This window comes from Candidatus Devosia phytovorans (assembly GCA_029202405.1).
Classification (GTDB): domain Bacteria; phylum Pseudomonadota; class Alphaproteobacteria; order Rhizobiales; family Devosiaceae; genus Devosia; species Devosia phytovorans.
Genome location: CP119312.1, coordinates 1,765,446 through 1,779,496, shown reverse-complemented (window position 1 = coordinate 1,779,496; position 14,051 = coordinate 1,765,446). Strand labels below are relative to the sequence as shown.

The 14,051-nt window shown below is 64.2% G+C and carries 12 protein-coding genes; all 12 read left to right on the top strand.

Annotation, left to right across the window (positions count from 1 at the left end; all coding sequences use genetic code 11):
* The first annotated feature begins 48 nt into the window (after positions 1-48).
* A complete protein-coding gene (locus tag P0Y65_08855; protein ID WEK06339.1) occupies positions 49-1,239 on the top strand; it encodes a deoxyguanosinetriphosphate triphosphohydrolase in 1,191 nt (396 codons plus the stop codon).
* A 31-nt stretch (positions 1,240-1,270) separates the two neighbouring features.
* Positions 1,271-3,016, top strand: a complete 1,746-nt coding sequence (argS, locus tag P0Y65_08850) for an arginine--tRNA ligase (GenBank protein ID WEK06338.1) — start codon at positions 1,271-1,273, stop codon at positions 3,014-3,016.
* Between the two features lie 101 nt (positions 3,017-3,117).
* A complete protein-coding gene (locus P0Y65_08845) occupies positions 3,118-5,607 on the top strand; it encodes an SPOR domain-containing protein (protein WEK06337.1) in 2,490 nt (829 codons plus the stop codon).
* A 108-nt stretch (positions 5,608-5,715) separates the two neighbouring features.
* On the top strand, positions 5,716-6,504 hold the full coding sequence (locus P0Y65_08840; protein WEK06336.1) for a ScpA family protein: 789 nt from the start codon (positions 5,716-5,718) through the stop codon (positions 6,502-6,504).
* Positions 6,501-7,160, top strand: a complete 660-nt coding sequence (scpB, locus tag P0Y65_08835) for an SMC-Scp complex subunit ScpB (GenBank protein WEK06335.1) — start codon at positions 6,501-6,503, stop codon at positions 7,158-7,160. The genes P0Y65_08840 and scpB overlap by 4 nt, the downstream gene beginning before the upstream one ends.
* Entirely contained in the window at positions 7,157-8,248 is a 1,092-nt protein-coding gene (locus P0Y65_08830) for an ABC transporter ATP-binding protein (GenBank protein ID WEK06334.1), read from the top strand. Before scpB ends, P0Y65_08830 begins: the two co-directional genes overlap by 4 nt.
* Before the next feature lie 60 nt (positions 8,249-8,308).
* Positions 8,309-8,521, top strand: coding sequence for a twin-arginine translocase TatA/TatE family subunit (gene tatA / locus P0Y65_08825; protein WEK06333.1), 213 nt, complete (start codon positions 8,309-8,311; stop codon positions 8,519-8,521).
* Between the two features lie 43 nt (positions 8,522-8,564).
* Positions 8,565-9,248 carry a Sec-independent protein translocase protein TatB gene (gene tatB, locus P0Y65_08820; protein ID WEK06332.1) on the top strand — a complete coding sequence of 228 codons (684 nt, stop codon included), beginning with the start codon at positions 8,565-8,567 and terminating at the stop codon, positions 9,246-9,248.
* Positions 9,249-9,251: 3 nt separating this feature from the next.
* Positions 9,252-10,076: a twin-arginine translocase subunit TatC gene (gene tatC / locus P0Y65_08815; protein ID WEK06331.1), complete on the top strand. Its 825-nt coding sequence runs from the start codon at positions 9,252-9,254 to the stop codon at positions 10,074-10,076.
* Positions 10,077-10,211: 135 nt separating this feature from the next.
* The gene (gene serS / locus P0Y65_08810) at positions 10,212-11,540 is read left to right on the top strand and encodes a serine--tRNA ligase (GenBank protein ID WEK06330.1); all 1,329 of its coding nucleotides are present in this window, start codon (positions 10,212-10,214) and stop codon (positions 11,538-11,540) included.
* Positions 11,540-12,310 (top strand): 5'/3'-nucleotidase SurE, encoded by a 771-nt coding sequence (gene surE / locus P0Y65_08805; protein WEK06329.1) that lies wholly within the window; start codon positions 11,540-11,542, stop codon positions 12,308-12,310. The genes serS and surE overlap by 1 nt, the downstream gene beginning before the upstream one ends.
* 448 nt (positions 12,311-12,758) lie before the next feature.
* Positions 12,759-13,889 (top strand): peptidoglycan DD-metalloendopeptidase family protein, encoded by a 1,131-nt coding sequence (locus P0Y65_08800; protein WEK06328.1) that lies wholly within the window; start codon positions 12,759-12,761, stop codon positions 13,887-13,889.
* Positions 13,890-14,051: the final 162 nt, after the last annotated feature.

Below are 14,051 nucleotides of genomic sequence, written 5' to 3'. Positions count from 1 at the left end.
CTAAAATAGTAACTCTCGACCCAATTGAAAAGGGCCTAAGTATCACCGATGAGCGATCCGGCTTCCTATGCCAGCAGGCCCGAGCAATCCCAGGGCCGCCTCCACTCCACCGGCCCCAGCCCGACGCGCAGCGAGTTCCAGCGCGACCGTGACCGCATCATCCACGCCACGGCCTTCCGTCGCCTGCAGCACAAGACCCAGGTTTTTCTCCAGTTTGGCGGGCATTTCCGCAACCGGCTGACCCATACGCTGGAGGTCAGCCAGATGGCGCGCTCTATGGCACGGGCCCTACGGCTGGACGAGGATCTGGCCGAGGCGGTCGCGCTGAGCCACGATCTCGGCCACACACCGTTTGGCCATGCCGGGGAGCGGGCATTGCATCGCGCCATGGCGCCCTATGGCGGCTTCGATCACAATATCCAGGCCATGCGCGTCGTGACGCGGCTCGAAAATCGCTATGCCGAGCATGACGGGCTCAACCTCACTTGGGAAACCCTGGAAGGAATTCTCAAGCACAACGGGCCTTTAATCCATGAGGACGGCGCCCCCTATGGCAAATATGCCGATGAGGGACTGCCCACCGGGCTGGACGACATTCCGGCGCGGGGTGACCTCAAACTCTGGAGCTTTGCCTCGCTGGAAGCCCAGACCGCCGCCATTGCCGATGACTGCGCTTATAATGCCCATGACATCGACGATGCCTTGCGGGCCGGGCTCATCAGCCTGTCAGACCTCAAGGATGTGCCGCTGGCCGGGCCGATCGTGCGCGAGGTGCTGGAGCTTTATCCCGATATCCATGCCAAGCGGCAGGCTCATGAAGTGCAGCGGCGGCTGATCACCCGCAGCATCGAGGATGTCATCGCCACCACCTATGCCAATATTTCGGAGGCCTTCATCCGGTCGCCGGATGACGTCAGGCATGCTGGACGACTTCTTGTCACCTTCTCGCCGGCCGCCGCCGAAGCCGAGAAAGGCCTCAAGGCTTTCCTCTTCGAACGGGTCTACCGGCACGAGACGGTAATGGTCCCCGTGCGCCAAAGTGAGAAGATCGTTGCCGACCTCTTCGAGCGCTATATGGCGACCCGCGACCTGCCCGGAGACTGGCGTGTTCGTGCGGCGGAAGCCGATGGCGATCACGCTCTGGCGCGCGTCGTTTCCGACTATATCGCCGGCATGACCGACCCCTATGCGCTCGATGAATATGCCCGCCTGTTTGACGCTCGACCGGAATTCCGTTAACCCCGGTTTTCCCTAAGGATCAGGTCTCGTTATGGACGTTTTTGCCCTCTTCTCAGCGCGCATTGCCAATGCGATGCAGGTTCTCTTCCCCGAGGTCGGTGCCGATCTGCTCGCCCGAATCGTGGTCGAGCCGCCGCGCGATGCGAGCCATGGCGACCTTTCCACCAATGCGGCGATGATCGTCGCCAAGCCGCTGGGCAAAAATCCGCGCGAAGTGGCCAATACCCTCGTCGAGCATTTCAAGCACGATAGTGACGTGACCTCGGTTGAGGTCGCCGGTCCCGGCTTCATCAACTTCCGGCTCGATACCCCGATCTGGCACCAGGTGCTGAAATCGGTGGCCGAGCAGGGCGCCGATTACGGCCGTTCGACCCTGGGCGGCGGCGAGGCGGTCAATATCGAATATGTCTCGGCCAATCCGACCGGCCCGATGCATGTCGGCCATACCCGCGGCGCCGTGTTCGGCGACACGCTGGCTTCGCTGATGGCCTATTCGGGCTATGAAGTGACGCGCGAATATTACATCAACGACACCGGCGGCCAGACCATTATCCTCGGCAAGTCGGCCCTGCTGCGCTATCGCGAGGCGCTGGGCGAGACCATCGAAATTCCGTCCGGCTACTATCCCGGCCCCTATCTGATTCCGGTGGGACAGGCGCTGGCTGCCGAGTATGGCGCGTCGCTGCTCGACAAGCCGGAAGAGGACGCCGTGCTGATCGCCCGCGAGGCGGCACTGGCCGGCATGATGGAGTTGGTCAAGGCCGATCTGGCGCAGCTCAACATCCACCACGACACGTTCTTTTCCGAGCGCGTGCTGCATGGGGCAGGGGGCGATATCGAGCTGACTCTGGCCTGGCTGCGCGAGAAGGGCATGGTCTATGAAGGCCGGCTCGAGGCGCCCAAGGGCAAGACGCCCGAGGAATGGGAAGACCGCGAACAAACCCTGTTCCGCGCCACCGACTATGGCGATGACACCGATCGCGCGCTGATCAAGTCGGACGGCTCCTACACCTATTTCGCCGCCGACATCGCCTATCATCGCAACAAGTTCCTGCGCGGCTTCAACCACATGATCAATGTGCTGGGCGCCGATCACTCGGGCTATGTGAAGCGCCTGCAGGCGGCCGTGAAGGCCGTCTCGCTCGATGCCGCCGATATGGACGTCCGCATCTGCCAGCTGGTGCGCCTGCTCAAGAATGGCGAGCCCTTCAAGATGAGCAAGCGCTCCGGCGATCTTGTCCTGCTGTCCGACGTGGTCGAGGAAGTCGGCGTCGACGCTACCCGCTTCATGCTGATGTACCGGCGCAACGACGCGGCCATGGATTTCGACTTTGCCGTGGTCAAGGAACAGTCCAAGGACAATCCGGTCTTTTACGTGCAGTATGCCCACGCCCGCACGCATTCGATCTTCAAGACCGCCGCACGCGACATGCCCGACCTCGATGTTTCGCCCGCGGCTTTGGCTGCGGCCGAGGTTGACCGCATCGTGACCCCCGCCGAACTCGACCTGATCCGCGTGCTGGCCGCCTGGCCGCGGACCGTTACGGCTGCGGCAATTGCGCACGAACCGCACCGCGTTGCCTTCTATGTTCACGAGCTGGCGGCGGCCTTCCACGGCTTCTGGGCCAAGGGTTCGGCGGATGCGTCGTTACGGTTTGTTAACGCTGAAGATCCAAAGCTGACTTTGGCTCGACTCGCGCTGGTCGATGCCGTGCGTCAGGTCATCGCCAACGCGCTAGCAATTCTGGGCGTCTCCGCCCCAGAGGAACTTTCATAATTCCGGCGCAATACTGTGAAGACTGCCGGCATTATGCTCCCAGCACTTGCCGAAGTCGTAACCGAGAGGGCGCTGCTTAAATGACAGCGAAACCGCAGCCTATGTCCGGACAGTCAGATACATCAGACGACCTGATTGCCGAACTGGCAAAGCTCATGGCGCAGGATGCCAAGAGCGACACCCCCGCTTCCCCGGTAAATGCGACATTCCCCGTCCGCATTCCCGGCGGTGACGCGGCACCTTTGGTCCTTCCCAATTCGCCACCGCCGCGCCCACCGGCTGCGCCCACGCCACGCTTTGACTTCAGCAGCGCCCCTGCGACGGCCCCCGTCGCGCCGTGCGCTGCTGAGCCCATTGCGCCTGCGCCGACCGCTGCCGCACCGACCCCGACGCCCGCACCCCAGGCGGCAGCGCCTGCTGTTGCGGCCGCGGCCAAGCCGATCGAAAACTTCAATTTCGATTTTGATATCGGGACGCCCAAGGCAGCGGCGCCTTCCATGCCGCTGCGCCATGAGCCCAGCGTGCCAACGGCATCGCCCAGCGCGCCCGCGGCCTCGCCCAGCGCGCCGACGTCACCGATTCGTCCCGCCGCCGATCCCGATTTCAAGCCGGTCGATCACGACAGCATTGCCGACCTGATCGCCGCCGAGCTGCTGGGCGAGGCCGAGCCCAAGCCCGTGACGCCAGCTGAGCCGGTTGCGCCCATCGCTGCTGCCCAGCCTGCTCCCGTAGCGCCGCAGCCCGTCGCTGCCGCCCCGACGCCACAGCCGCGCACCCACAATTGGGGCCTGCCGCCCTCGCAGCGTCCTGCCGCCAGCGAGACGCCGACGCCTTCTACCAATCAGACCGACGTCCGCCCCGAGCCCAAGCCGGAGCAGGATCGCTTCAATGTGGCGCCGGTCTTCGGCCTTGGCTCGCGCAGCAGCGAGCCTGTCGCAGCCCCCGTGGTGGCGCCCGTCGTCACGCCGCAGCAAGCAGCGCCGGCCAGCAGCCCGGTTCGCGCCGAACCAAGCTTTGCCTGGAAGCAGACGGCGCCGACACCTGCCGCGCCAGCAGCCCCGATCCCCGAGAGCGATACGCTTGGCCGTGATCCGATCGACGAGATCGAAAGCCTGATCGGCCGCGCCATGCGCGTCGAGCTCGATGTGCCCGATGAGCCGGTCGCGCCGCAGCCTGCGCCGAGCCCGGCCCTGCGCAGCCTCGCAACGCCCACCCTGCCGCAGCATGCGCCCGACAGCCGCAACTTTTCGGGCGCCGATGAAGCCATTTTCGCCGCAGCCCAGGCCGCCGGCGTCCAGATCGGCTGGGTCGATACGCCCGAAGTCGACGAGGTCGTCACGCCCAAGGGCAAGAAGCCACGCAAGGTGAAGGCCGAGCGCGCACCGCGCTCCTTCCGCTTCTCGCGTTCCTTTGCCGGTCCGCTCGTCGCCATCACGCTGCTGCTGGCAGCCGGCTTTGGCCTTTATTGGGTGCTTGGCCTTGGCCGCGAAACCGGCCCGGCGCCGGTGCTGACTGCCGATGCAACGCCGGTCAAGGAAGTGCCTGAGGTCGATCCCGATGCCGCAACGCCGCAGCAATCGGTCGTGTTCAACGAGATCGACGGCGTCGTGCCTGGTGCCGAAGAGCAGCTGGTGTCGCGCGATCAGGCCGACGTCAATGAAGTCACCCAGGTGCCGCCGACCACGGAGTCGAGCGACGAGGGCCTCGCCAATCGCAAGGTCCGCACCGTGACGGTCCGCCCCGATGGCACGATCGTCAGCGGCGACGACGCCGTTGCCGGCAGCAATATCCTGCCCGTGGCCCGCCCCAATGTCCCCGAAGTGCCGGGCGCCGAGACGGCCAGCCCCGAGCTTCTGGCAGCCGCAGCGGGCGATGCCGCCACGCCGACGGCCACCAGCACTGCGACGGCAACGCCGACCCCGGCTGAAACTGCTGCCGCAACGCAGACGCCGACGGCGCAAACGCCTGCCGCTGCCGCCACGCCTGCTGTCACCCCGGTCACGCCCGGCTCCACGGTTCCGGCCTTCGATACTTCGGGCAATCCGCTGGCTGGCCGCACCATCGTCGTGCCGCTGCAGCGTCCGGCTGGCCTTTCGGGCCCCGGCGCTGCCGAGGTTGCCGCCGCGGCGCCGACCTCGCCGGTCAATGCCGTGGTCAATTCAGGTGTCGGCAATGGCAACATGCTGCCGCCGCCACCACGCAACAATCTGCTGGGCGGCACCACCTCCACGGCGACTTCTGCTCCCGCGGCTCAGTCGACCCAGGCTGCTGCGCCCGCGGCGACAACCGAAGCCGACCGCGCACCCATCGCCGTTCCCGGCGCGACGGAAGTCGAAGCCCTGGGCAATACCGCGCCGGCCTATGTCCAGCTCGCGTCGCAGCGCAGCGAAAACGAGGCCCGCACCACCGCCCAGTCCATGGTCGGTCGCTTCGGTCCGCTGTTTGGCGGCGCCAACCTTGAAGTCCAGCGCGTCGATCTCGGCGAGCGCGGCATCTACTACCGCGTTCGCGTCCCGGCCCAGTCGCGCGATTCCGCCAACACCATGTGCAACAACGTCAAGGCCGCCGGCGGCGACTGCGTCGTCATGTAGGGCAGGCGGCCCATGGGTCGTCCACATCGTCACAGTACATCGCGCCATGCTTGACGCTGGACACCCCAGCGGCCAAGGATGGCGCGAACTTTTTGCGCGGCACTTTCCATGACCACAGCCCAGACCGACTGGTTTGACACACCGGCCCCACCGGCGGCCGAAGAGGTCATGCATGTCGACGTCAATGGCTATGAAGGCCCGCTCGACCTGCTGCTCGACCTGGCGCGGCGTCAGAAGGTCGATCTGGCGGCCATTTCCGTTCTGGCCCTGGCCGAGCAATACCTCGCCTTCATCGAGACCGTACGCGAGAAGCGCATCGAGGTTGCCGCCGACTATCTGGTGATGGCCGCCTGGCTGGCCTATCTCAAGAGCCGGCTGATGGTGCCCCAGGCCGCATCGGACGACGAGCCATCCGGCGAAATGCTCGCCGCCATGCTGCAATTCCGGCTGAAACGCCTCGAAGCCATGCGCAAGGCGGCCAGCCAGTTGATGAACCGGCCGCGCCTCGGCTTTCAGGTCTATGCCCGCGGCATGCCCGAGCCGATCGTCGTCAATCGCAAGAGCATCTGGGAGGCCTCGCTCTACGATCTGCTCAAAGCCTATGCCAACCAGCGTGAACGCGGCGCCACCGTCGAATATTCCCCGCACCTGCGCACCGTCTGGTCGCTGCAGGACGCCCGCGACATCCTGCAGCGCCTTATCGGTGATAGTTTCGACTGGGTGCCGATGGATACCTATCTGGCCGACTATCTCGCCACGCCCGCCGAGCGCGCTACCGTCCGCGCCTCGAGCTTTGCCTCGAGCCTCGAATTGGTGCGCCTTGGCCAGATCGATCTGCGCCAGACCGAGACCTTCGGGCCGCTGCTGATGCGTCGCCACAAGGCGGGGCCGACGTGAGCGAGGCGACGATCGAACAGGGCCAAGTGCTGGAGCGTCACCTGCGCATCCTCGAGGCTATCCTTTTTGCCTCTGATGAGCCCGTCGATGCTAACAGTCTGTTAGCCTATGTGGGACCTGGAGCCGATATCGGCGGACTTCTGCTGACACTGCAGCAGCGCTATGCCACGCGTGGCGTAAACCTCGTGCGCCGCGGAGAAAAATGGGCTTTCCGCACCGCCGAGGACCTCGGCCTGCTGTTGCGCCGCGAAGAGCAGGAAACGCGTCCCCTATCCCGCGCCGCCCTCGAAACGCTCTCGATCATTGCCTATCACCAGCCCGCCACCCGCGCCGAAATCGAAGAGGTTCGCGGCGTCGCAACGGGCAAGGGAACGCTGGATCTGTTGATGGAAGCAGGCTGGATCCGCATGCGTGGTCGGCGAAGAACGCCAGGCCGGCCAGTCACTTACGGCACGACCGACTCATTCCTCGACCATTTCGGCCTCGAAAGCCTGAGCGATTTGCCGGGCATGGACGAGCTCAAGGGCTCGGGCCTGCTGTCCAACCGTCTGCCGCCAAACCTGCAGATCCCTTTGCCCTTCGATGGCAGCCTCCGCGACGACGAAGATCCACTCGATCCGGACGACCTCGGCACTGACGAGGAGCCGGAATATTGAGTGATATCAACGCCTGGGGCGCCCGCGGTTCCGCCGGTGTCAGCTTTGCCGCCACGCTCGATTTCGATGCTGTCTCGGTCGAGCTCGGGGGTAGGGTGGTGCTCGACCAGCTCAGCCTTAGCCTCAAGCCCGGCGAAATCGTTTGTCTCCTCGGCGAATCCGGCTCGGGCAAATCCACGGCCCTGCGCGTCGCCGCCGGCATCCAGCCGGTGCAGGCCGGCGCGGTGCGGATCAATGGCGAAGTGGTTTCTGCGCCTCACAAAACCACGCCGCCCGACAAGCGCGGCATCGGCTTGATGTTCCAGGATTTCGCGCTTTTCCCGCATCTGACCGTGCTGCAGAACGTCCTCTTCGGCCTCCGCCGCCTGAGCCGCGATGCGGCCTTGGGGCAGGCACGCACGGCGCTGCGCCGCGTCGGCCTGGCCGATCGCGAGGCCGACTATCCACATATGCTATCCGGTGGTCAGCAGCAGCGCCTCGCCCTGGCCCGCAGCGTCGCCCCGCGCCCCGGCGTGTTGCTGCTGGACGAACCATTCTCCAGCCTCGATGCCCGGATGCGCGAGGGCGTGCGCGAGGAAACCCTTGCCGTGCTTCGGGAAACCCATGTCACAAGCCTGATGGTCACCCATGACCCCGAGGAGGCCATGCTGCTCGGCGATCGCGTGGCGCTGTTGCGGCACGGGCGCATTGCCCAGATCGGCACGCCGGCCGAAATCTATCGCCAGCCCGTGGACCTGAACGCTGCCCGCTTCTTCTCGCCGCTGAGCGAAGTCGAAACATTTGTCTCTGGCCACCATGCCAGGACCCCGCTGGGGCCGGTTGCCACGCCCGGCCTGGCCGATGGGTCAGCGGTCACCGTGGCCATTCGCCCTGCAGGTGGCGCCAGCGTCGCGCTGCATGGATCGGGCACCAAGGGCCGCATCATCGCCAAGCGCGACGCCATTGGCATCGATATCTGCGAGGTCTCGGTGGATGGCCTCGATGCGCCACTGGGCCTGCGCCAGCCGTCCGACACTTCACTCAGCGTTGGACAAGACGTGTTCGTCACCCTCAATCCCGAGCACGTTCTTGTGTTCCCGCGCGATTGACCCTATTTCTGACCTATCTTTCGCGTGTAACGCGTTCTGACGAATACTTAGGAGTTCAAAATGCACGCGCCAGGAATTTGGGGCATTCTCGTCGTCGCCGTCGTCGTGATCCTGCTGTTCGGTCGCGGCAAGATCTCCGGCATGATGGGTGAAGTTGCCTCGGGCATCAAAGCCTTCCAGAAGGGCATGAAGGACGACGACAAGCCGGTCGAACGCGTGACCACGACCGCCGACGGCGACGTGATCCGCGAAACCGAGAAGAAGGACGTCTGATAGACGTCCTGCCGGCCGCGCTGCTGCTTTGAAGGAATAGACTATGCTCGGCTTGGGCTGGACAGAGATGCTGGTGATCGGCGTTGTGGCGCTGATCGTCATTGGCCCCAAGGACTTGCCGGTGGTGATGAACCGCGTCGGCAAGATTGTCGGGCAGATCCGCCGCATGGGCAGCGAGTTCCAGCGCGAGATCAACAAGACCACCGGTCTCGATGAGGTGCGCAACCTGCGCAATTCCATCACGGCGCCCTTGAAGAAGACGAGCGACGAGATTCGTCGCGAGTTCAACGCCATGACCCCGACCGGTCCCAAGCCCAGCGGGCTGATCAAGCCGACCGATCCGAGCAAGGAAAGCGTCGTCGACGCGATCAAGGCCCAGGCGGGCATGACCCCGGTCAAGCCGGTCGTCACCGAGGCTCCTGCCACTCCGGCAATGCCGGTCAAGGCCGCGACCAGGCCGAAAGCGCCGGCACGGGCCAAGGCGGCGCCGACCAAGCCGGTCGCTGCGGCCAAGCTGCCCCCGATCGAAGCCGTTCCCGCGCCAGCCGAAACCAAGCCCGTCGCCAAGCCGGCCCGCAAGCCGCGCACGCCCAAGGTGACCAATCCCGAGCCCAAGCCGGCGCTGCCGACCGAACCGGCAGATTCCCCGGCAACCAAGACGCCCAAGGCCCGTGCGCCGCGCAAGCCTGCCGTCAAGAAGCCCGCGACACCGGCCAAGGAAGTCTAAGCTATGGCCGACGCCAAGCAGATTGAAGACAAGACCAACGAGCCGGTCGACGAACTGGCCGGCAGCGAAGCGCCATTGCTCGAACACCTGATCGAGCTGCGCAAGCGGCTGATCATTTCGGCGGTCACCGTGGTGGCGCTGATGGCTTTCTGTTTCATCTTCGCCAGCACCATCTACGACTGGCTGCTGCAGCCCTATCGCAACGCCGTTCCGAACACGAACCTGATCTTCACGGCGCCGCAGGAGCTGTTCTTCACCTATCTGAACGTGGCCTTTTTTGGCGCCATTTTCCTCGGCTTCCCGATCATCGCCAGCCAGATCTACATGTTCGTCGCGCCGGGCCTCTACAAGCACGAGCGCAAGGCATTCCTGCCCTATCTCGTCGCGACGCCGCTGTTTTTCGTTGCCGGCGCAGCCATGGTCTATTTCCTGATCCTGCCCATGGCGCTGCATTTCTTTGCCGGCATGCAGACCGAAGATATCGAGATGCTGACCTCGGTCAGCGAATATCTGGGCTTTGCCATGGTGCTGATCCTGGCCTTTGGCGTGTCCTTCCAGCTGCCGGTTATCCTGACACTCCTGGCACAGATCGATCTGGTCAATGTCGATCAGCTCAAGAAGGGCCGCCGCTATGCCATCGTCGGCATCCTGATCTTTGCCGCCTTCATCACGCCGCCCGATCCGATCTCCCAGATCGGTCTCGCCGTGCCGATCTACCTGCTCTACGAGATGGCGATCTTTTCGGTACGCATCATCGAAAAGCGCCGTGCCACGGCCCTCGCGGCCCAGGAAGCCGAACTGACGGGCACGTCCTCCGATCAGTCCTGACCCAGATCATCCGGCTTCTGCCGGATGACTTCGGGCCTTTGGGGATTGCCGTGCAGTCCCTTCGACCTTAGACAGGTCGCAAAATGTCATTCTCAGACAAGCAAACCAGAGGCGGGCAGCGACCCGTAACAACCGATGTTTGATATCAAGTGGATCCGAGCCAATCCCGAAGCCTTCAATGTTGCCGTGTCGCGGCGCAAGGGGATTTCGGTGCGCTCCGCCGATCTGCTGGCCATCGACGACAAGCGTCGTGACATCATCGCCCGCCTGAACGAGGCTCAGGAAAAGCGCAATGCGCTGTCCAAGCAGATCGGCCAGGCCAAGGCGCAGAAGGACGAGGCCAAGGCCGCCGAACTGATGGCCGAAGTCGCCGCACTCAAGGAATTCATCCCGCAGGGCGAAGCTGACGAACGCGCGATCGAGCTCGAACTGCGCAATGCGCTCTCGGTCATCCCCAATCTCGTCTTCGAGGACGTGCCTGAGGGCAGTGACGAAAGCGGCAATGTCGAATATTTCGGTCGCAACGGTTCGCCTGAGACTGTTGCCCAGACTCGCGCGCCAAGGCCCAGCCTCGGCTTTGCCCCCAAGGAGCACTACGAGCTCGGCGAAGCCATGGGTGCGATGGATTTCGAAACGGCGGCCAAGCTTTCGGGCAGCCGCTTTGTCGTGCTCAAGGGCCAGGTGGCCCGGCTCGAACGCGCTCTTGGCCAGTTCATGCTCGACCTGCACACCACCGAGCATGGCTATACCGAAGTGCAGCCGCCGCTGCTGGTGCGCGACGAAGCCCTGTTTGGCACCAACCAGCTGCCCAAGTTCGAGGAAGACCTGTTCTTCACCCCGCATGGCGATGGCCGCCTCGCGCTGATCCCGACTGCCGAAGTGCCACTGACCAATTTCGTCCGCGAATCCATCCTGTCGGAAGAAGAGCTGCCGCTGCGTCTCACCGCGCTGACGCCCTGTTTCCGCTCGGAAGCCGGTTCGGCCGGTCGCGACACGCGCGGCATGCTGCGCCAGCATCAGTTCAACAAGGTCGAAATGGTGTCGATCACGACGCCCGAAACCTCGGTGGACGAGCATGAACGCATGCTCGGCTGCGCCGAGGCCGTGTTGCAGAAGCTCGGCCTGCACTATCGCGTCATGAACCTCTGCACCGGCGATATCGGCTTTGGCGCCAAGAAGACCTATGACCTTGAAGTCTGGCTGCCCGGCCAGGACACCTATCGCGAGATTTCCTCGGTCTCGGTCTGCGGTGATTTCCAGGCCCGTCGCATGGAGGCGCGCTATCGTCCGAGCGGCGAAAAGCAGCCGCCGCGCTATGTGCACACGCTCAACGGCTCGGGCACGGCTGTCGGCCGCTGCCTCATCGCCCTGATGGAAAACTACCAGCAGGACGATGGCTCGATTGCGATTCCCGCCGTGCTGCAGCCCTATATGGGCGGTCTGACCTCCATCGGCGGCAAGTGATGAAAAACCTGCGCATCCTCATCACCAATGACGATGGTGTGGATGCGCCGGGCATCGCCATCATGGCCGACATTGCCCGGACCCTGAGTGACGACGTCTGGATCGTGGCGCCCGATGGCAACCAGTCTGGGGCAGGGCATCGCTTTACCCTGGGTCGTGAACTCGAACTCGATCAGCGCGACAAGCGCACCTTTGCCGTGCTCGGCGGTTCGCCGGCCGATTGCGTTGTCGCCGGCATGACCCACCTGCTGGGCGACAAGCCCGCAGACGTCGTGCTCTCTGGCGTCAATGCCGGCCAGAACCTGGGCGATATCATCAATTGTTCCGGCACGGCGGCCGGTGCGCGCGAGGGGGCCCTGCAGGGCGCCATCGGCATCGCCATGAGCCAGGGCATCAACTACGAGAATGGCCGCGAGGTGGACTGGAAAAATTCCATCCGCCATGGCGCCGCCGCTGCCCGCGCCATCATCGCCGCCGCACAAGGCCGCGAGCACTATTACAACGTCAACTTCCCCTTCTGCGACCCGGATACGACCAAGGGCATCGCCGTGGTGCCACACCAGCGATTCTCGCGTTCGCCCTTCCGGCACTATCCCAGTGACAATGCGGGCAAGTTCTTCGTGGCAATTCCCGCAACGCCAACGCCGCTGGATCGGCAAGCTGATTTTGAAGTGATGCGGCGGGATGGATTCGTCACCGTCACGCCGATGCGCCTGCAGCAGACCGATATGGATGTCGTTGCACGGTTGCAGGGGACGTTGAGTCTTTAGTGCCACGCCCTCGTGGTTCGAGGCTTTGCTGCGCAAAGCACCTCACCATGAGGGCTGTTGGTAAGATCAAGCTCTCAGTAGCCCTCATGGTGAGGTGCGAGCTCTTCGCGAGCCTCGAACCATGAGGGCGTGGCGCTGCCCGTGCCCCGATCTTAACCTTACCCAATCCGGAATCTTATCCGTCCGAATTTGCTCAAATCGCATCGACTTTAAACTCGTCTTTACCTTACTCGCCTAGTTTCAAACTCGTGTTGAGTACCTGTGTACGAGTAAGCTGATGAGTATCCGCCTAACCCGTCGGGCGCCCAAAGGTGCCGTTGCAATGGCTGGCCTTTTGGTTGCTGCCGTGGCCCTTACTGGATGTTCGAGTCTTGGTAGTCGTACCTTCGGGGACGGAACCACGACCAGTTCGGTGCCATCCAATTCTCCGTCCAGTTTTAACCAGCAGATGCCAGCCAGCATCGGTTCGCCGCAGACCATGGTCGCGGAGAACCAGTATATGCCGCCGGCCAATGTTGGTGGTGGTGCCGGCTGGAACAGTCCGCCCGCCCAGCAGGCGTGGAATCAGCCGGCAAGCCAGCCGCTGATCCAGCCCGCACAGAATTCCTGGAACCAGCCGATCCAGACATCCGGCGTCCAGTCCCAAGCTCTTCCCGTATTGAGTAACCAAGCTTCCCAGGGAACGCCCGCCATGCAAGCACAGCCCGCTCTCGCCTCCGCCGCTCCGATGCCATCGCCTGCCGTGCTCGGAAGCCTGCCCACCAACAATTCCGTGCCGGCCATGGCCGCTGCAACCCCGGCGCCGGCCGCGAGTGCCGCTGCTGGCCAGTTCAAGCACACGATCGCTGGCGGTGAATCGCTCTATACGATCGCCCGCCGCTATGAGGTGACGACCCAGTCGCTGGTGCAGGCCAATGGCCTGTCCTCGCCGGACAAGATCGTCGTCGGCCAGTCGATAATCATCCCGGGTCGTGCCGATCTGCTCGCCACCAAGGCGCCGGCCGCCACCCAGGTTGCCAGCATCGCGCCGTCGGCAGCACCCGCTCCAGCCCAGCAGACACTGCCGCAGTCGGCCAATGCGCTGCAGGCTGCAACGCCCGTCGCTCCGGCCCAGGCTGCGGTCACACCGACCCCAACCGCGCCGGCACAGGCTGCTCCCGCGGCGCCCGCCCAGCAGGCAGCGGTTCCCGCGGCCCAGCCAGCGGCATCGGGCGGTGACAAGTTCCGCTGGCCCGCCAGCGGCCGCGTGATCACCGATTTCGCTTCGTCCAAGGGCACCGGCATCAATATCGAAGTGCCCGAAGGCTCGACCGTCAAGGCTGCTGAAGCCGGCACTGTCATCTATGTCGGCTCGGGCGTCGAGGGCTACGGCAATCTCGTGCTGATCCGCCACCAGAACGGCTATGTTTCGGCCTATGCGCATCTGTCGTCGATGGCTGTCGCCAAGGGGACCACGGTCAATCGCGGCGACTCGATCGGCGCTGCCGGCATGACTGGTTCGGTGACCAAGCCGCAGCTGCACTTCGAACTGCGCAAGGGCGCCACGCCGGTCGACCCGGTGCCGCTGCTGGCCAGCTGAGATCCGAGCATCTGAAATTGAAAACCCCCGCGAAAGCGGGGGTTTTTGTTTTGGAACGGCGAGCGCTCCGCAAATTCGATGTCATCCCGGCCTTGAGCCGGGACCCATCCTGAGATGTGTGTACTGCCGCTAGATGGTCTGGGTTTTCACTGCCACCTTGCG